12 protein-coding genes are annotated in these 17,899 nt (G+C 72.8%); 5 read left to right on the forward strand and 7 right to left on the reverse strand.

From position 1 onward, the window contains the following. Nucleotides 1-5: 5 nt before the first annotated feature. Nucleotides 6-797: an SDR family oxidoreductase gene (locus tag LADH09A_RS22200; RefSeq protein ID WP_238647393.1), complete on the reverse strand. Its 792-nt coding sequence runs from the start codon at nucleotides 795-797 to the stop codon at nucleotides 6-8. Further along, nucleotides 794-1,777, reverse strand: coding sequence for an LLM class F420-dependent oxidoreductase (locus tag LADH09A_RS22205; protein WP_238647394.1), 984 nt, complete (start codon nucleotides 1,775-1,777; stop codon nucleotides 794-796). The genes LADH09A_RS22200 and LADH09A_RS22205 overlap by 4 nt, the downstream gene beginning before the upstream one ends. A gap of 154 nt (nucleotides 1,778-1,931) precedes the next feature. Between LADH09A_RS22205 and LADH09A_RS22210 the strand changes: the two genes are divergently transcribed. Together LADH09A_RS22210 and LADH09A_RS22215 are read left to right on the forward strand one after the other, a co-directional pair. After that, nucleotides 1,932-3,152, forward strand: coding sequence for a low temperature requirement protein A (locus LADH09A_RS22210; RefSeq protein ID WP_238647395.1), 1,221 nt, complete (start codon nucleotides 1,932-1,934; stop codon nucleotides 3,150-3,152). A 51-nt stretch (nucleotides 3,153-3,203) separates the two neighbouring features. Continuing rightward, complete coding sequence (locus LADH09A_RS22215) at nucleotides 3,204-4,067, forward strand: DUF1028 domain-containing protein (RefSeq protein WP_238647396.1); 864 nt, start codon at nucleotides 3,204-3,206, stop codon at nucleotides 4,065-4,067. A 7-nt stretch (nucleotides 4,068-4,074) separates the two neighbouring features. On the opposite strand, the gene LADH09A_RS22220 is transcribed toward LADH09A_RS22215, so the two are convergent. Beyond that, entirely contained in the window at nucleotides 4,075-4,962 is an 888-nt protein-coding gene (locus tag LADH09A_RS22220) for a phosphatase PAP2 family protein (protein WP_238647397.1), read from the reverse strand. Nucleotides 4,963-5,147: 185 nt separating this feature from the next. Between LADH09A_RS22220 and LADH09A_RS22225 the strand changes: the two genes are divergently transcribed. Further along, the gene (locus LADH09A_RS22225) at nucleotides 5,148-5,780 is read left to right on the forward strand and encodes a DUF3159 domain-containing protein (protein WP_238647414.1); all 633 of its coding nucleotides are present in this window, start codon (nucleotides 5,148-5,150) and stop codon (nucleotides 5,778-5,780) included. 337 nt (nucleotides 5,781-6,117) lie between these two features. Here the strand turns inward: LADH09A_RS22225 and LADH09A_RS22230 are convergent, their stop codons facing one another. Continuing rightward, the gene (locus tag LADH09A_RS22230) at nucleotides 6,118-9,024 is read right to left on the reverse strand and encodes a glycoside hydrolase family 48 protein (protein WP_238647398.1); all 2,907 of its coding nucleotides are present in this window, start codon (nucleotides 9,022-9,024) and stop codon (nucleotides 6,118-6,120) included. Between the two features lie 841 nt (nucleotides 9,025-9,865). Between LADH09A_RS22230 and LADH09A_RS22235 the strand changes: the two genes are divergently transcribed. Beyond that, nucleotides 9,866-11,209 carry a GH1 family beta-glucosidase gene (locus tag LADH09A_RS22235; protein ID WP_238647399.1) on the forward strand — a complete coding sequence of 448 codons (1,344 nt, stop codon included), beginning with the start codon at nucleotides 9,866-9,868 and terminating at the stop codon, nucleotides 11,207-11,209. 78 nt (nucleotides 11,210-11,287) lie between these two features. Here the strand turns inward: LADH09A_RS22235 and LADH09A_RS22240 are convergent, their stop codons facing one another. From LADH09A_RS22240 to LADH09A_RS22250, 3 genes are all read right to left on the reverse strand, one after another. After that, complete coding sequence (locus LADH09A_RS22240) at nucleotides 11,288-11,710, reverse strand: roadblock/LC7 domain-containing protein (protein ID WP_184176599.1); 423 nt, start codon at nucleotides 11,708-11,710, stop codon at nucleotides 11,288-11,290. Beyond that, nucleotides 11,707-14,244 carry a sensor histidine kinase gene (locus LADH09A_RS22245; RefSeq protein ID WP_238647400.1) on the reverse strand — a complete coding sequence of 846 codons (2,538 nt, stop codon included), beginning with the start codon at nucleotides 14,242-14,244 and terminating at the stop codon, nucleotides 11,707-11,709. The genes LADH09A_RS22240 and LADH09A_RS22245 overlap by 4 nt, the downstream gene beginning before the upstream one ends. A gap of 99 nt (nucleotides 14,245-14,343) precedes the next feature. Further along, nucleotides 14,344-15,756, reverse strand: coding sequence for an FGGY family carbohydrate kinase (locus LADH09A_RS22250; protein WP_238647401.1), 1,413 nt, complete (start codon nucleotides 15,754-15,756; stop codon nucleotides 14,344-14,346). A 205-nt stretch (nucleotides 15,757-15,961) separates the two neighbouring features. On the opposite strand from LADH09A_RS22250, the gene LADH09A_RS22255 reads away from it, so the two are divergent. Further along, the gene (locus LADH09A_RS22255; protein ID WP_238647402.1) at nucleotides 15,962-17,884 is read left to right on the forward strand and encodes an anthranilate synthase family protein; all 1,923 of its coding nucleotides are present in this window, start codon (nucleotides 15,962-15,964) and stop codon (nucleotides 17,882-17,884) included. The last annotated feature ends 15 nt before the right edge of the window (nucleotides 17,885-17,899 follow it).

Here is a 17,899-nt window from a genome sequence, read left to right on the forward strand (position 1 = left end):
GGCCGTCAGGCCGTCAGGCGGCGGATGAGTTTGCGCATGCCGGCCTGCCAGCCGTCCGGGTCCTCGGCGCGGCGGCGGGCGTAGTCGGCGACCTCCGGGTGCGGCAGGATCAGGAAACGCTCCTCGGCCAAACCGGCGATGGCCGCATCGGCGACCTGGTCCGGGGTGAGCACCGCACCGGACGCCGCGATCACCCGGGCGCCGAGGTGACCCTCTTCGATCCCTCCGGCGAGCATCGGGGTGTCCACGCCCTGCGGGCAGAGCGCGCTGACCCGGATGCCGCGGTCCCGGTAGGTGATGGCCAGCCACTCGGCGAACCCCACCGAGGCGTGTTTCGTCGCGGTGTACGCGGCGTCGCCCACCGCCGTCAGCACGCCCGCCGCCGAGCAGGTGTGCAGCAGGTGCCCACCGCCCCGGTTGAGCATGCCGGGCAGCACGGCACGGGCCGAGTAGACGTGGGCGAGCACGTTGACCCGCCACGCCCGGTCCCAGCCGGCGTCGTCGACCTCCACTCCCCCGCCCGTGGTCACCCCCGCGTTGGCGCAGAACAGGTCGATGCGGCCGTAGCGCTCCTCGGTGTCGGCGACCAGCTCGCGTACCTGCTCCTCGTCGGTGACGTCGAGGGCGATGGGGTGCGCGACCGGGCCGATGGCCTGGGCCACCGCGTCCGCCGCGTCGGCGTCCAGGTCGGCGACCACCACGGCGGCGGCCCCCTCGGCTGCGAAGCGGCGGCACAACGCCGCCCCGATGCCGCCGGCGCCGCCGGTGACGACCACGATCCGGTCGGTGAGGTTCACGCGGGCGCTCCTACGGGGTCGGTGCCCAGCTGGGCGATGAGAGTGGTCAGGGCACTCGCGCCGCCGGCGGTCACCTCGGGGGTGGGCAGCAGCGCGAAGACCGGCACGTCGACCCCGGCGTCGGCGTAGCGGCGCACCTGGGCGCGGCACCGCTCCGGTGAGCCGTGCAGCACCAGGGCGTCGACCACCTCGTCCGGCACCGCCGCGCTGGCGCCGCGCCGGTCGCCTGCGGCCCAGGCCTCCCACATCGGCGCGAGCGTCTCGTCCCGGCCGAGCCAGCGGTGGAACTCGGCGTACGCCGGGACGGTGAGGTAGCTGGTGATCAGCCGGCGGCCCAGCGCGCGGGCGTACGTGGCGTCCTCGGTGGGGCAGACGAAGATGCGGGCGGCGACCTCGAAGCCGGGACGCCGCTCGCCCAGCTCGGCGAGGGCCCGCGGCACGTCGTCGGCGCTGAGCCAGTTGAGGATGACCCCGTCGGCCTCCGCGCCGGCCAGCCGCAGCATCCCCGGGCGCAGCGCGGCGAGCAGGATCGGCGGCGGCACCGCCGGTGGTCGTTCCAGCGTGAACCGGCGCACGGTGAACGTCTCGTAGACCTCGTCGACGGTTTCGCCGCGCAGCGCGGCGCGCAGGAAACGCAGGACGTCGCGGGTGCGCCGGAACGGCTCGTCGAACCGCACCGCGTTCCAGTCCCGTACGAGGACCGGCGAGGACGCGCCGATGCCGAGCGAGAACCGACCTGGCGCGGCCTCGGCCAACGCCGCCGCGCTCATCGCCAGCAGGCCGGGGCCCCGGGTGAAGACCGGCGTGATCGCGGTGCCGAGCCGCAGCCGAGGCTGCCAGGCGGCGGCGAGGGCCAGCGGGGTGAACGCGTCGGTCCCGGCGACCTCGGACGACCAGACGTCGGTGAACCCGGCCCGGTCGAGCGTCGCGTAGACCGCGGCGTGGTCGGCCAGCGGGATGCCGCCCAGCGGTACCGTCATGCCCCATCGATTCGTCACCGGTCGATCGTGCCCGTTGACGGGGCACGCGAGCAAGATCCCCGTACTGGGCAGAATCGCCGGTTTCCGGCCGTGCCCACCGCCGACGGTGCTACCACTTCACGGTGGACCAAACCGACGGCGCAGGCCGCTGACCATGGGTTCCAGGGCGGCGGGACACCTGGAGCCGGTCCCTGCGGCGACCACTCCCGGCCGGGCCACCTTCCTGGAACTCTTTTTCGACCTGGTGTACGTCTTCGCGCTCACCCGGATCTCGGCACGCGCGTTCGAGGACCTGACCCAGGAACCGGGTCGGGAGCACGGCTGGGGCACGGTCACCGGTGCCGGCAAGACCCTGCTGTTGCTGCTCGCGCTCTGGGCGGTCTGGCAGGGCACCGCCTGGACGACCAGCCGCTACGACCCGTACAAGGTGCCCCTGCAGACCGTGGTGATCACCGCGTTGGTGTGCAGCATGGTGATGGGGGTGGCGGTCCCCCGGGCGTTCAGCGAGACCGCGCTGATGTTCGCGGTGGCGTACGTGATCGCGCAGCTCACCCGGCCGTTGATCCTGTCGGTGGCGTTGGGGGCGCACCCGTACCGCCGGTTGAAGGTGCGCATGGCGGTGGTGTTCGCGTTCAGCGGGGTCTTCTGGATCAGCGGCGCGCTCATGTCCACCAACGTGCAGGTGGTGCTCTGGTCGTCGGCACTGTTGATCGAGTATGTGGCCGCCCGCTGTGGCTGGCCGGTGCCGGGGCTGGGCCGCTCGACGGTCTCCAAGTGGGAGATCGCCGGGGAGCACCTGGCCGAGCGGTACCAGCAGTTCTTTCTCGTCGCGCTGGGCGAGACGATCCTGGTGGCGGGTTTCGCGTACAGCATGGGCCCGTTCGAGTCGGGGCACGTGTGGGCGTTCGCGCTGGCGTTGGCCACCTCGATCATGCTGTGGCGCATCTACGTCCAGCGGGCCGGGCGGATCCTGGGCGAGGCGGTGGTGCAGGCCCGGCACCCCGCGAACATCGGCCGCTCGGCGGCCGACACCCACCTGCTGATGGTGATCGGTCTCGCCGCCACCGCGATCGGCTACGAGCTGATCATCGAACACCCCTTGGAGCGGATCCCGGGTGCCTGGTTGGCCATGGTGCTCGGTGGGCCGGCGCTCTTCCTGGCCGGCCGGGCCCGCCTGGAGTACGAGGTGTTCGGGCGGGTCTCCCCGTCCCGGTGGATCGCCCTCGCGGTGCTGGTGGCGTCGTCGGTGCCGCTGCTGCACCTGCCCGGTGTGATCGCGACCGCTGTCGGGGTGGTGGTGTTGACCGCGGTCGCGGTGGTCGACGCCCGCCGGGCGCGAGGTGCCCCGCCGGAGCCCGCCGCGACCCCGTTCTGAGGCGTCGACGCGAGACGATGTCGTGCCGCCGACGCCGGTTAGTCTCGGCGGGTGACCTTCTCGCTCGTCGCCCGCTCCGCCGACGGCCGCCTGCACGGCGTCGCCGTCGCCAGCAAGTTCCTCGCCGCCGGGGCGCTGGTGCCGGCCGCCGCCGCCGAGGTCGGCGCGCTGGCCACCCAGGCGCACGTCAACCTCGCGTACCGCCCGCAGGGCCTCACCCTGCTGCGCACCGGTGTGGCCGCCGCCGACGTGGTGGCCGGGCTGGTCGCCGCCGACCCGGAGCGGGAGCACCGCCAGCTCGGCGTCGTGGGGGTCAGCGGTGCGGGCGCGAGCTGGACCGGGCCGGCCTGCCATCCGTGGGCCGGTGGTCGCACCGGCGACGGCTGGGCCGCGCAGGGCAACGTGCTCACCGGCCCGGAGGTCGTCGACGCCCTCGGTGACGCCTGGCTGGCCGGGTCGGCGCTGCCGTTCGCCGAGCGGCTGGTGGCCGCGCTGCGGGCCGGAGACCAGGCCGGCGGCGACCGGCGGGGTCGGCAGAGCGCCGGCCTGCTGGTGGTCGAGCGGGGCGGCGGGTACGGCGGCACCAGCGACGTGGTGGTCGACCTTCGCGTGGACGACCACCCGGATCCGGTCGCCGAGCTGGGTCGACTGCTCGCCGTGCACACCATGCTGTTCAGCCGTCCCGACCCGGCCACCCTGCTGGACCTCAGCGGCGCGGTGGCCGAGGAGGTGGCGGCGTTGCTCGCGGCGCTGGGCCACCCGGTGACCGACGACGGGACGGAGGCAGCGTTGATCTCCTGGGCGGGGTTGGAGAACCTGGAGGAGCGGCTGGTGCCGGGGCGGATCGACCCGGTCGTCCTGACACACCTGCGCGGCGTCGCCCCGCACGTTCCCGCGCCCCGCTCAGCGAGCTGACCGGGGGTCAGCCCTTGACCCGTGGCACCAGTCGGTGCACGACGGTGAGCGCCAGCGCCATCACCACCGCCATCGTGCCGGCGATCCCGGCCGCGCTGCCCGCGTACCCGATGAACAGGGGCCGGCGGCTCAACTCGTCCGGCCCGGTGCCGCGCAGTTCGACCAACCAGGCCAGGGCCAGCCCACAGGCGACCAGGGCGAGCACACCGCCCAGCCCGAGCACCAGCGCGGCGACCCGGTGCGCGTCGCCGTGCGCGACCTCGGCCTGTTCCCGTTGGGTGACCAGCAGGACCAGCCCGGCCAGCGCCGCCCAGACGCCTACCACCAGGTAAGCGGCGACCGCGTCGCTGGGCCGGTGCCAACCGGCGGAGAGAGTGGCGACCCCGGCGACGGCGGCGTAACCGGCACCGATGAAGGCGCCGACCGCCCGCACCTTGCGGGGCAGGACGAGCATCAGCGCGATGGCCACCGACGCGGCCACCGTCGTGTGCCCGCTGGGCAGGCTGTTGCCCACCGCGGCGCGCTCCGGGTCGAGGCCGAAGTCGGGCCGGCTCAGCCCGTACTTGAGCAGTTGGGTCGAGACGTTCGCCCCGGCGATCAGCAGTGTCGCGGTGATGGCGAGGGCGATCCGCCCCCGGATCAGCGCGATGAACCCGATCATCGCGGTGGCGGCCAGCAGGGAGACCACCGACATCGCGTTGAGGATCCGGTCGACGGGTCCGTCGATGGTGTCCTGCCCGATCCGGTTGCCGGTCAACGCGACAGTGTCCACCCACTGACCGATCTCGGTGTGCACGGCCACCCGCCAGACGGCGAGGAAGGCGGCCGCCTGGACGAGGGCCAGTACGACCAACCAGACCGCAGTCCAACCCCGTGCCGTCGCGCGCATCCGCACACCGTAGCGGCCGGTCGCGGCCGACCGATCGGTGGCCCGCCGGCCGTCGCCGGTTAGGTTGTGCCTGAGACGAGGAGGCGTTGGTGGGCGGTGCACCGGAGGGCGACAGCGGCCAGGCCGTACCCCGCCCGGACCAGCGGACGGGTGCCGACGCGGGCCCGGACGGGCCGGCCCGGGCGGAGTCGCTGACGGATCTGCTGGGCGGGCGACGCGGCGCCATCGACGCCACGCTGCCGCCGCTGGCGTTCGCGGTGGGCTGGCTGCTGGGCGGCGAGTCGCTGTGGGGTGGGGTCGGCGCGGCGCTGGCCGTGGGCGCGGTGGTGGCCGGCGTACGACTGCGTCGCGGTGACCGCCCGCGCTCGGTGCTGATCGGGATGCTGGCGGTCTGCGTCGCGGCGTTGATCGCGGTGCGCACCGGCCGGGCCGAGAACTTCTTCCTTCTCCAGGTGCTGTCCAACGCCGCCAGCGCGCTCGCGTGGGCGGTCAGCATCGTGGTGCGCTGGCCGCTGCTCGGTGTGCTGGTCGGGGCGGTGCTGGGCCAGCGCGCCCGGTGGCGACGGGATCCGGCGCTGCTGCGCGGGTACGGCCGGGCCAGTTGGGTGTGGACGGCGACCTACCTGTTGCGGGTCGCGGTGTTCGTGCCGCTCTACCTGGGTGGGCAGGTGCTGGCGCTGGTGGTGGCCCGGGTGGCCCTGACCTGGCCGCTGGTGGCCGCGGCGCTGGCGTTGAGCTGGGTGGTGCTGCGGCGGTCGTTGCCGGCCGGGCACCCGGGTCTGCGTCATCCGGTCACGGTGGACCCGGTCGCGCCGCCTCGCTGACCCGAACGGGACCGGTCGGCGGTGGTCCGGAGTGGGCGGTGGCGGGGCAATAAAGTGGAGAGGCCGCCACGGGGGGAGCGGCCTCTCCGGTGACGTACGTTACTCCGTTGCGGACTTCGGCGTGATCCCGTGACGGCCCGAATTTCTGGGCTTTTTCGCGGCTGGCTCCAGTCCGGGCGGTGGGGTGGGCCAGCCGATCCGCTGCGTCGGCCAGATGGCCGGCCCACCCCGGCCTGACCGTGGGTGTCAGGCCGTCCGCCGGCCCGGGTCCGTCGTTCTCCGGACCCGGGCGGTTCCCGGGGTGGGCGCGGTCCACGCCACCCACCCCGGGTCGTCGTCAGCCGTTCGGGAACAGGCTGCCGTAGTCGGCGTACGCCATGGCGACGTCAGCCTGTGCCCAGAACCGGTGGTAGTTGAAGCTGGGCTCCGGGCCACCGTCCAGGTACGCCTGCACCTTGGGCCAGTCCGGGTCGTTCTTGTAGAAGGACCGGATGTCGAGGAAGCTCTTGCCGGCGGCGATGGCGTCGCCGTTCGGCATCTCCCCGGTCCAGCCCGGCGGGACGTAGAGGCCCTGACCGGTGGACGCGTTGTAGACGTCGTCGAAGCGCCGGTAGTCGCCACGCTTCTCGGTGGTGGAGACGCCCTTGGCGTCGCTGGCGGCGGACAGCGCGTCGAGCAGACCCTTCGCGGTGTCCTTGGCCGCCACGTTGCCCGACTTGGCCGCGTAGGCGATCAAAATCCGGGCGTAGGCGGCGGCGACGCCGACGTCCTGGCCCTTGCTGATGACCTCGACGTGCAGGCCCGTGTTGGGTTGCGGGCTGGACGGGTTCCAGGTGGTCGGCTGACCGGTCCAGGCCATGTCCGACGGGATCGACCAGTTGATGCCCGTGGTGGTGTTGGCGATCGCCCAGGGCACCCACTTGTCCAGCAGTGCCTTGGCCTTGGCGTTGCCGGTCTGCAGGTACAGCTCGGCGATGCGCTGCATCGACCAGGCCTGCATACCGAACCACTGGTTGGACGGCGGGTCGTTGTAGACCGGGTCGACGTCGTAGAACATGCCGTAGAAGGTGCTCGTGCCGGCCGGCGGCTGGGCGTAGCTGCCGTCCCAGCTGTTGGTCGCGCCGCCGGCGATGCCGCCCTCGGCGGACTGCAGCCAGGTGTAGAACTCCAGTTGCCGTTCGAAGCTCTTGGTCCAGTCGGCGACCGCGGTCGCGGACTGCGGCTTGAGCTCCGGGGTGTTGGTCAGCGCCCAGGCCGCGAACGGGTTCTGGTAGCCGAAGTGGTTGTGGCTGGAGCCGATCCGCCAGGACCAGTTCTGGCTGGCGTCGTACGCGCCGCCCCAGGCGTAGTACCAGGACAGCAGGTAGTGCGCCGAGTCCTTGCCGCTGCCGGCGGGGCAGGTGCTGGCCCCGACGCAGTTGCCGATCTTCTTGAAGTACTTGTCGAACATCGCGTACCGCAGGTAGTCGCCCATCTTGGCGGCCTTCGTGATGGTGGCCGCGACATCGGCCTGCTTGTTCTGCGCCTTGGCCCAGGTCAGCGCCCAGTACGCGGCCTGCACGGCGCGGGCGTCGGCGTCCGGGGCGTTGGTGTACTTCCACTGCTTGGCGGGGGCGCCGGTGTCCTTGACGAACAGGTCGAGGTAGCCGTACTGACCGCCGTGGGCGAAGGTGTCGCAGGAGGGCTGCGGGACGGTTTCCCACACCGACTCCTGGGTGCCCCGCTGGAAGGTGTTGATGTAGGCCGGCTTGGTGGTGCCGTCGCCGCAGCGACCGAAGCCGTAGGTGTTGTCGACGTCCATCAGCCAGTGCATGCCGTAGATGTCGCCGGTGCCGTAGGTGGACTGCAGCTCCGAGCGCAGCGGGTCCTGCCCGACGGGGATGTTCGCGTTCAGCGCCGAGGGGTACTGGCTGGGCAGGTTGTACTCAGCGGCGTACTGCGGGGTGCCGGCGGATCCTGCGGTGGGCTGGTCGGCGTGCGTGGGGATGATGTACTTCTCCATCACGACCCAGGCGTTGTTGAACGGGGCCCAGTTCTGGGTGACCCGTCCGTAGTTCGCCTCCAGCCAGAGCCAGAAGCTGAACGCCTCCGAGGTGGTCTCGTGCCCGTGGTCGGGCGCCTCGACGATCAGTGTCTCCACCGAGTGGTACGGCACGCCCTCGGGGCTGAAGTAGCCCGAGTTCTTGATCTTGCCGTACTGCTCGAGGAACTTCGCGATGTAGGTGTTGTCGCCGCCGGGGGTGTCGTTGTCGATCTCGGTGGCGGTGACCGCCAGCGTGGCGAGACCGGTGGCGGAGGCGGTGATGGTGGCGGCACCGCCGGCGGTGTCGGTGTCCTCCGCCGCGGCGACCGTGACGGTGACCCCGGTGTTCCAGTTGCTCGGGGTCAGCGTGGCGGTGGCCGGCGAGACCGTGACATCGGTGTCGCCGGTGCGGGTGAGGGTGACCGGCACGTTGGCCGTCGGCGCGGCGCTGAGCTTCAGGTTGAAGGTGGCGGTGCCACCCTCGGCGACGCTCACCGCGGACGGCGTGGCGACCAGCGTCGGGCCGGTCGCGGCGGTGACCGTGAACGCCTTCTCGTCGACCCCGATGCCGTTGGCGTTGTCGTACGCCCTGGCCTGGACGGTGTAGCTGCCGGCCGGCAGGTCCTCCTGGGTGTACGCGTACGGGGCGGAGGTGTCGGTGTTGATCAGCAGGCCGTTGCGGTAGAACTCGACCTTGCTGATCGTCCCGTCCGGGTCGCTGGCGGTGGCGGTCAGCGGCACGTCGGCCGGGGCGGTGAACGGCCCGGTCGGCAGGCCGAGGGAGACCGTCGGCGGCTGGTTGGCCGGGGTGCCGTTGCAGGGGGTGCCGTTGAGGGTGAAGGCGGTGGGCTTCGGGTTGCTGCCGGAGTGGGAGCCGTTGAAGCCGATGGTGGTGGAGGCCCCGGTGGCAAGGTTGCCGTTGTAGGACTCGTTGGTCGCGGTGACCTCGCTGCCGGTCTGGCTGAACCTGGCCGACCAGCCCTGGGTGACCCGCTGGCTGCTGTTCGGGAAGGTCCACTTGAGCGTCCAGTTGCTCACCGGGTCACCCAGGTTCTTGATGGTGACGTTCGCGGTGAAGCCGGTGTTCCAGTCGTTGGTCGCGTAGACCACGTCGCAGGCGGGTGCGGCCTGCGCGGCACCGGCAGGCAGGGTCACCCCGCCGACGGCGAGCGCGGCGGCGGCGATGATCGCCACTCGACGGCGTCGTGCCAGTTGTCTCATGTGCGCGGTGTCTCCTCGGACCAGGCCGGGATGGTCCCCGGCGAGGCGCCTGCCCGCGAGGGTGGTGGTACGCGGGGAATTCGAGGCGCCGGGAAGGTGGTCTTCCCCGGGCCCGGCCGGGGTGGGGCGGTGGCGGCCCGCACGGGAGGGGGTCCCGTCGGCTGCGCTCGGGTGACCGTGACCGGAGGTGGTGCCGCCGGCTGCCCTCGGTGGACCCGCACTCACGCGATGTGGCTCCTGTCGCGTTGAATCGACAGTGTGCCATGGAAGCGCTCCCACAACAAGCGCACGCGGCGGCGGATCAGCTCGTTGTTTCGATCTCGTTTTGGGTCTTTCACAAAGGCGTGACGGGCGTTACAGTCGCAACATCGGTCGATGGGAGCGCTTCCATCGACAAGGTTCCAAATAGAAGATCGCCGGGACCGTCTCTGACGAGCCCGGGGACCCGAACCGAGGGCCGACGACGGGCCAGCCCGGACGCCGTCGTCAGCCATCGCTCCGCCACGGAGGGAGGTGGAACCAGAGCCACTCGCGTGGCCCGGCTCCCGCGCGACACGCACGGCAGGACCCAAATCTCGCCCGTGTGTGTGCAGTTACGGTGGGGACGGGGGTTGCCCTCCCCCGTCCCCACACTAAACCCCCGTACACGATAGGAAAAGAGGCCGACGGGACAGGCGCGTTGCGCCGCCCGGACGGCCTCGTTCGCTGCTCGGGGCCAGACCCGCCTCCACCACGCCAGCACCGACCGCCACGACGGCCGGATGACCGGCCGGCCGCGCCTGCCCTATCATGGGAGCGCTCCCGAATCTCGGCGGTGGCCCCGTATCCATGAGGAGAATCCATGTCGATACCTACTGGGCCCGCCGGCCCGCTGCGCTTCCCGGACAACTTCGGCTGGGGCGCGGCCACCTCCGCGTACCAGATCGAGGGCGCTGCCAAGGAGGACGGCCGCGGCGAGTCGGTCTGGGACACCTTCAGCCGCGTCCCCGGGCGCACCCGCAACGGCGACACCGGCGACGTGGCCGCCGACCACTACCACCGGTACGCCGAGGACCTCGACCTCATGCGCGACCTCGGGCTGCGCAGCTACCGCTTCTCCATCTCCTGGCCACGGATCCAGCCCGACGGCACCGGCGCACCCAACCAGCGCGGGCTCGACTTCTACCGCCGGCTTCTCGACGGCCTCCACGAACGCGGCATCACCCCGATGGCGACCCTGTTCCACTGGGACCTCCCGCAGGCACTGCAGGACGCCGGCGGCTGGGAGTCGCGCGAGACCGCCCTCCGCTTCGCCGACTACGCCGACGCGGTCTTCGAGGCCCTCGGCGACCGGGTGCCGGCCTGGCTCACCATCAACGAGCCCAAGACCGTGGTGCAGAACGGCTACCTCGTCGGCCACCACGCCCCCGGCCGGCAGGACCCGGACGCGGCCTACCTGGTCGCCCACCACCTACAGCTCGCGCACGGGCTCGCGGTCGGCGCGCTGCGGGCCACCGGCAGCGCCAGCCGGATCGGCCCCGCGCTCAACCTGCACCCCTGCTACCCCGCCGACGACTCGTCGCAGGCCGCGGCGGCCTCCCGCCTCTACGACGGCTACGAGAACCGCCTCTACCTCGACTCCCTGTTCAAGGGCAGCTACCCCGAGGACGTGCTGGCCGACCTGGGCCCGCAGAGCCGAATGGTCCGGGGCATCCGCGACGGCGACCTGGCGATCATCTCCGCACCGATCGACCTGCTGGCCGTGCAGTACTACACGCCGATCTACGTCACCGCCGACGGCGGCACCGAGCACCGCTGGGCGACATCCGAAGCCGAGTGGCAGCAGATCTACCCCGAGGGCATGTACGACATCCTGACCCGGGTCACCCACGACTACGGCCCGATTCCGCTCACCGTCACCGAGAACGGGCTGCCCACACCGGACACGCTGGCCGTGGACGGCACCGTCCACGACGTCGGTCGGATCAACTTCCTCCGGGACCACCTCACCGCCGCGCACCGGGCCATCGCCGCCGGCGTGCCGCTGGAGAGCTTCCACGTCTGGTCGCTGCTGGACAACTTCGAGTGGAACGAGGGGTACGACCAGCGGTGGGGGCTGGTCTACGTGGACTACCCGACCCAGCGGCGGGTGCTCAAGAGCAGCGCCACCTGGTACCGCTCCGTGATCGCTGACGGCGGCTTCTGACCAACCGCCTCCCGGACAGCCGGGCCCGGACGGCTCGGCTCCGGTGAGCCGGTGACCGTCCGGGACCGGCCGGGTCGGTCAGCGGGGCAGCGCCTGCTGCAACTCCGCCCGCAGCGCCGGGGTGAGCATCTCCCCCGCCTGCTTGGCCAGCCGGGCCATCTCGTAACCCACCACACCGATGTCCGCGTCGCCCGCGGCCAGCGTGGCCAGGATCGAGCCGTCGCGTACCTGCATCACCAGGAAGTAACCGCGGCCCATCTCGACCACCGTCTGCTTGACGACGTCGCCGTCGAACATCTGGGCCGCGCCCGCGGTGATGCTCATCAGCCCGGAGGTCACCGCGGCGAGCTTGTCCGCGTTGTCGCGGGGCAGGTGGTCGGAGATCGCCACGAGCAGCCCGTCGGAGGAGACCACCACCGCGTGCGCCACGCCCGGCACCCGCTCCGCGAACGCGCTCACCAGCCAGCTCAGGTCACGCGCCTCCTGGCTCAACGTCGTCACTGTCGTCGTCCCCCTTCGTCGTGCCCCCCGGACGGTGGCACGGGTATCTCGGTGGTGTCCTCGGCCTCGGCGCGCCGCACTCCGCTGTAGAGCCGGGAGAGCATGCCGCCGACCGCCTCCGGGTCCGGGTCGGTGCGGGTCGGTGCCGACGTCGGTTGTGCCGAGCGGGTGACCGCGCTCAGCTGTGCCATCGGCACCCGCATCGGCAGCCCTCGCTCGTTCGTACCGGCGGTGACCGGGATCGCCGGTGGCACCGCCGGCGCCGGTCTGACCGGCGCGGACGGATCCTGCCGCGACCACCAGCCCCCGCCGTTGTCCCCGGCGGCGGGCGGGGTCAACACGTCCTGGGCGCGCACCGGCACCGGGCGGGCCTGGCGCGGCACGGCGACACCCGGTGCGCGACCGGCCACCGGCATGTCCCGTGCCTCGATGCCCGGCCCGGAGCCACCGGCGTCCCGCGAGGGCCCGGGCTGCCGGGCCACTCCCCGGGCGGCGCTCGTCGCCAGCATCCGGGCCGGCGCCGGCGGGTCCAGCTCCACCGGGCCCGCCGGGGCCAGCAACACCGCGGGCAACGCGAGCCGGGCGACCAGGCCGCCCTGGTGGTCGTCCAACCGCACCCGTACGCCCATCCGGGACGCCAGGTGGCTGACGACGAACAGACCCATCCGCTCGACCGCCGCGACGTCCGCGGCCGGAGGACTGGCCAGCACCGCGTTCGCCTCGGTCAACGCCGTCGGGCTCATGCCCAGGCCACGGTCGGCGATCTCGATCAGCGCGCCCCCGGCGTCGACGCGGGCGGTCACCACCACGCTGGTGTCCGGGCGCGAGAAGGCGGTGGCGTTCTCCAGCAGCTCGGCCAGCAGGTGCACAAGCTCACCGACGGCGTGCCCGACCACGTGCACGTCGGCCACCGCCTCGATCCGGACCCGCTGGTACTGCTCGATCTCCGCGGCCGCGGCCAGCAGCACCGCACCCAGACCGACGGGCCGGTTCCACCGGCGGGTGGAGTCCGTGCCGGCGAGCACCAGCAGGCTCTCGTCGTTACGGCGCATACGAGCGGCCAGGTGGTCGAGCTTGAACAGGTTCTCCAGCTGGTCCGGGTCGCTCTCCTCGCGTTCCAGGTCGTCGAGCAGCTCCAGTTGGCGCTCCACCAGCACCTGGCTGCGGCGGGCCAGGTTGACGAACATCGCGTTGACGTTGCGCCGCATGAGCGCCTGCTCGACGGCGACCGTGACGGCACTGCGGTGCACCGCCACGAACGCCTCGGCCAGCTCACCGATCTCGTCGAGCGAGCGGACCACGGCCGGCGCGACCTCGATGCCCGGCACTCCGCCTCGGACGGTCTTCAGACGGTCCAGCGCGTCCGGCAGCTCGACCTGGGCGATCCGGAGCGCCTGGCTCCGCAGCAACCGCATCGACCGGGCGACCGAACGCCCGACGAGCAACGAGATCAGCAGTGCGACCAGCAGGACGGCGACGACCCCGCCGACGACCAGCAGGGTGTCCCGCAACTGCCCGTCGCTGGCGTCGTCGGCCTGCCGCACGGCGTCATCGAGCACACCCGCCTCAAGCTGGCGCAGCAGCTCCTGACGCTGCTGGCTGGCCCCCCACCACTGCTCCGACGGCAGCACCTCCGGCGTCCGGTCGCCAGCGGGCAGGCTGCGCTCCTCCAGCCGGGTGGCGACCACGAACATCGGGGCCACCGACGTCTCGTCGTACCGGCGGACCTGTTCGGTCGTCGCGGCCACCCGGAACGCGCCGAGCGCGGTCAGCTGCTGGGCCCGCAGATCGGTGAGCAGCACCCGGTCCTCGGTGCCGTACCCGCCGGCACGGGCGGCGGCGTAGAGCTGGGCCCGCACCCGGGACGAGAGTTCCTTGACCCGGGCCAGTTGGACGTAACGCAGCACCGCGTCGTTCAACGCCGGCTGGTCCTGACCAGGGGTCGGCTCGGCCAGCAGGTCGAGCAGCGCGCCGACGGCCCGGTGGTAGTTGCTCAGGATCGTCTCGCTGCTGAGCACCGCCGGTGGGATCGCCGGCCGGATGTCGACCACCTGGTCGTACGCCTCCAGCGCCTCGGAGAAGGCGACCCGCCAGGACGCGTCGGCGTCGGCCAGCGGCTCGGCGGCCCGGCGCAGGTCCGCGAGGGCGCGGTCGGTGGCCGTCTGCAACGGCTTCAGGTCGGTCGCCGTGGTCTCCCGGTCACCGCCCCTGCGCAGCTCGCCCAGCTCCCCCGCCGAGCGGTCGCGCTCCTGCTGGAGCTGGTGCACGGCGGCGGTGATCTGCCGGCCGATGCCGACCTGACGAGAGAAGTCGTTCAACGCCGTCGTCCGCCCCACCAGCGCGCTGGTCTGCACACCGGCGAGCAGCAGGAACGCCATCGACGGCACCACCAGCACGGTGGCGAGCTTCGTGCTCATCCGCCAGTCCCGCAGCCGGAACGGCGAGCGCCGCCGGTGCGGCACCACTCGGACGTCGAAGCGTCGCCGGCGATGGTTCGACACCGCGCCGTTCGCCGGGTCGGGACCTACCGCCACCCTGCCTCCTCCGTCCTACCGCGTCCACCGCGGTCCGGGGAGCGCAGTCCATCCAACCAGGCATCGTTGCGCTGTCAACGGGTCGGGTTGAGCGAAAGTTCAGGAAGGATACTGCGGGTGGGAACGTCCTGCCGTGGTCGGCAGGACCAGCTCGTCCGTCCGGCCGATGTCGGCGAGGCCGATCGCGTCACCGAACCGGCCAAGTGCCACCAGCGCCGCACCGGTGGCGCCGATCTCCGGGTTGCGTTGGTGCGACACCGGCCGCGGTGCGAGCGCGGCGGCGAAGGCCTGCCGCCACCACACCGACGCCGCCACGGCACCCCCGCCCAGCACCACACCGACCGGCTTGTCGATGGTGGACTCCAGCACGGCGAGATCCTCTGTGACCAGGTCACACAACCCCTGCATCAGCCCAGCCAGGATGTCGACCGAGGTGGTGCCGAAGCTGAGGCCACGCAGCTCGCCGCTGCCCGCCGGCGCCAGACCGGGAGCCCGGTCGCCGCCGAAGCGCGGGTCGGCCGGTCGGCCACCGCCCGTCGGCACCAGCGCCAACGCCGCGTCCAGCTCCGCGCCCCGGGGCAACCGCAGCTCCCGGTCCGCCCAGGCGAACAGGTTGCCCCCGCAGGCGTACGCCGCCCCGGTCACCACGTGCTCGTGGTCGACCCGGTAACGCCACAGCCGCTCGGGGAGCCGGGGCATCGGCTCACCGGCCGGGATCCGCTGCATCAGCCGTACGGCCGCGGAGGTGCCCACGGTGACGGCGGCCCGGCTCGGGTCGACGCAGCCCGAACCGACGTTCGACGCACCGCCGTCGCCGACCGGCGGTGACCACCGGGCCTCTGCCAGCTGCGGCCAGCGGGCGGCCAGGTCGGCTCGGAGCCGGCCGTTCCAGTCCAGGTCGCCGAGGGGCGGCAGATCCTGCGGCCGTGCCCCGGCCAGGGTCAGCGCCTCCTCGTCCCAGCGCAGGGTGCGCAGGTCCAGCAGGCCGGTCCCGGAGGCCTGGGAGATCGACATGGGCGCTGTGTCGAGCAGCTCGCCCAGCACGTACTCGGGTAGGCCGACGAACCGGGCGATCGGGCTGCCGGACTGCTCGCGCAACCAGGGCAGGCGCATCGACCAGTACGAACGGTGCCACCAGCAGCCGGTGCGTTGGTGGAAGCCGTCCGGGTCGGACGGCCCCGCCGTGCCGCCGACGGGGACCGGCCGGGTGTCCAGCCAGGTGACCACCGGGCCCATCGGGGCACCGGCGCGGTCCAGCGGGAGCACCGAGTGCCACTGTGCGGAGACCGCCACCAGGCCGACGTCGTGCAGGTGCTCACCGTCGGCCAGCTCGTCCAGACACTCGACCAGGGAGGCGAGGTAGTCGGGACCGGACAGCGTACCGGTGCCGTCGTCGCCGATGGCGAGGTCGACCTTGCGCCGGGCCAGGGCACCGGGCAGCGGCCGGGTGTCCCCGTCCAGCACCAACCCCCGTACCGAGGAGGTGCCCAGATCGAGCGCGAGAATGTTCATCGCCGGTCAAGTTACCCGGTGCGAACCGGGCAGCGGGCGCGTAGGGTGGATCACATGCTCGCGCATCTGACCAGTTGGTGGCCCGCCGACCCGGCGGCCACCCTCCGCGCGTAGCTCCATCCACGCGGCCGCCCTCCAGGCGGCCGCCGGATCTCCCGGCCGGATGGCCGCCACGACGGCGGCGCCCAGCCCGACGGAGACCCCGATGACCCACCTGCCCGACCTGCTCGCCGCCATCGCCCGCGGTGTCGACCCTGGTCCCTTCGCCCTGCTCCGTCGTGAGGGCGCAGACGAGCTGGAGCTGTTCACCGGCGTGGTCGACACGGTCGAACGACTCGCGGACATCCCGCTGACGCCCGGCGCACCCGGCCCGCAGACGCTGGCCCTGGTGCCGTTCCGGCAGATCTCCGAACGCGGCTTCGCCTGCGTCGACGACGGTGCCCCGCTGGAGTGCCTCCAGGTCCGCGACCATCGACGCATCGCCCTGGCCGACGCCCTGGCCATGCTGCCCGACGAGCAGGTCCGCACGGTCGACGCCGCGTTCGACATCACCGACGAGGAGTACGCACGGATCGTGCACCGGGTGCTCGCCGAGGAGATCGGCCGCGGCGAGGGCGCCAACTTCGTCATCCACCGCACCATGCACGCCACCGTGCAGGGCCCACCGCTGGTGGCGGCGCTGGCCGCGCTGCGCCGGCTGCTGGTCGCCGAGCGCGGCGCGTACTGGACGTTCGTGGTGCACACCGGCACCCGGACGATGGTCGGCGCGAGCCCGGAGCGGCACGTCAGCGTCGACGACGGACTGGTGATGATGAACCCCATCAGCGGCACCTTCCGGCGCGCCGGTGACACCCCGGACCGGGAGGCGCTGCTGCGGTTCCTCGACGACCCGAAGGAGGTCGAGGAGCTGTACATGGTGCTCGACGAGGAGCTGAAGATGATGGCCACCGTCGCCGAGCACGGCGGCCAGGTGATCGGCCCGTACCTGAAGGAGATGTCGCACCTGGCGCACACCGAGTACCTGCTCGCCGGGCGGGGCACCCGGGACGTGCGGGAGGTGCTGCGCGAGACGATGTTCGCCCCCACCGTGACGGGCAGCCCGATGGAGAACGCTTGCCGGGTGATCGCCCGACACGAGCGCCGGGGCCGCGGCTACTACTCCGGGGTGCTGGCCCTGCTCGGCCACGACGAGGCCGGCCGACAGACGCTCGACGCCCCGATCCTGATCCGTACCGCCGAGATCTCCCCCGCCGGCCGGCTGCGGGTCCCGGTGGGCGCCACCCTGGTCCGGCACTCGACGGCGGCCGGCGAGGTGGCCGAGACGCACGCCAAGGCCGCCGGTGTGCTGGCCGCCCTCGGCCTCGGGCCGGCGGCGCCCGACCGGGGCCGCGAGCCGGTCGCACGGCTGGCCGACGACCCTGCGGTACGCGACGCGCTGGCGACGCGCAACGCACCGCTGGCGCGGTTCTGGTTGGACCAGCGGGCACCGGACGCGCCCGGGCTGCCCGGGCTGGTCGGCCGTCGCGCGTTGATCGTGGACGCCGAGGACACCTTCACCGGCATGCTGGCCCACCAGCTCGGCGCGTTGGGGTTGGCGGTGACCACCCGACCGTGGCACGCGAGCGGCTCCGTCGACGGCTACGACCTGGTGGTGGCCGGTCCCGGGCCGGGTGACCCGGGCAGCGCCGACGAGCCGAAGATGGTGGCCCTACGGGAGCTGCTGGCCGGGCTGCTGGCGACCGGCCGGCCCACCCTCGCCGTCTGCCTCGGCCACCAGGTGCTGGCCGGGCAGCTGGGGTTGCCGCTGCACCGCAGGGACGCGCCCTACCAGGGGTTGCAGCGGGAGGTGCCGCTGTTCGGCAGGACCAGGCGGGTGGGGTTCTACTCGTCGTTCACCGCCCGCGCGGAGGCGGACCGGCTGGACACCGCGTACGGGCCGGTGGAGTTGGCCCGGGATCCGGGCGACGGCGCCGTGCACGCCCTCCGGGGGCGCGGCTTCGCCGGGGTGCAGTTCCACCCCGAGTCGGTGCTCAGCCCGGACGGGCTGGCTGTGCTGACCGAGTTGCTGACCGACCTGCTGCCGGCGCCGCGCGCGGACGAGCTGTCCGCGACCGGCGGACGCGCATAGTCGCCGCACCCTGGG

The organism is Micromonospora cabrerizensis, assembly GCF_022230955.1.
GTDB classification, from domain to species: domain Bacteria; phylum Actinomycetota; class Actinomycetes; order Mycobacteriales; family Micromonosporaceae; genus Micromonospora; species Micromonospora cabrerizensis.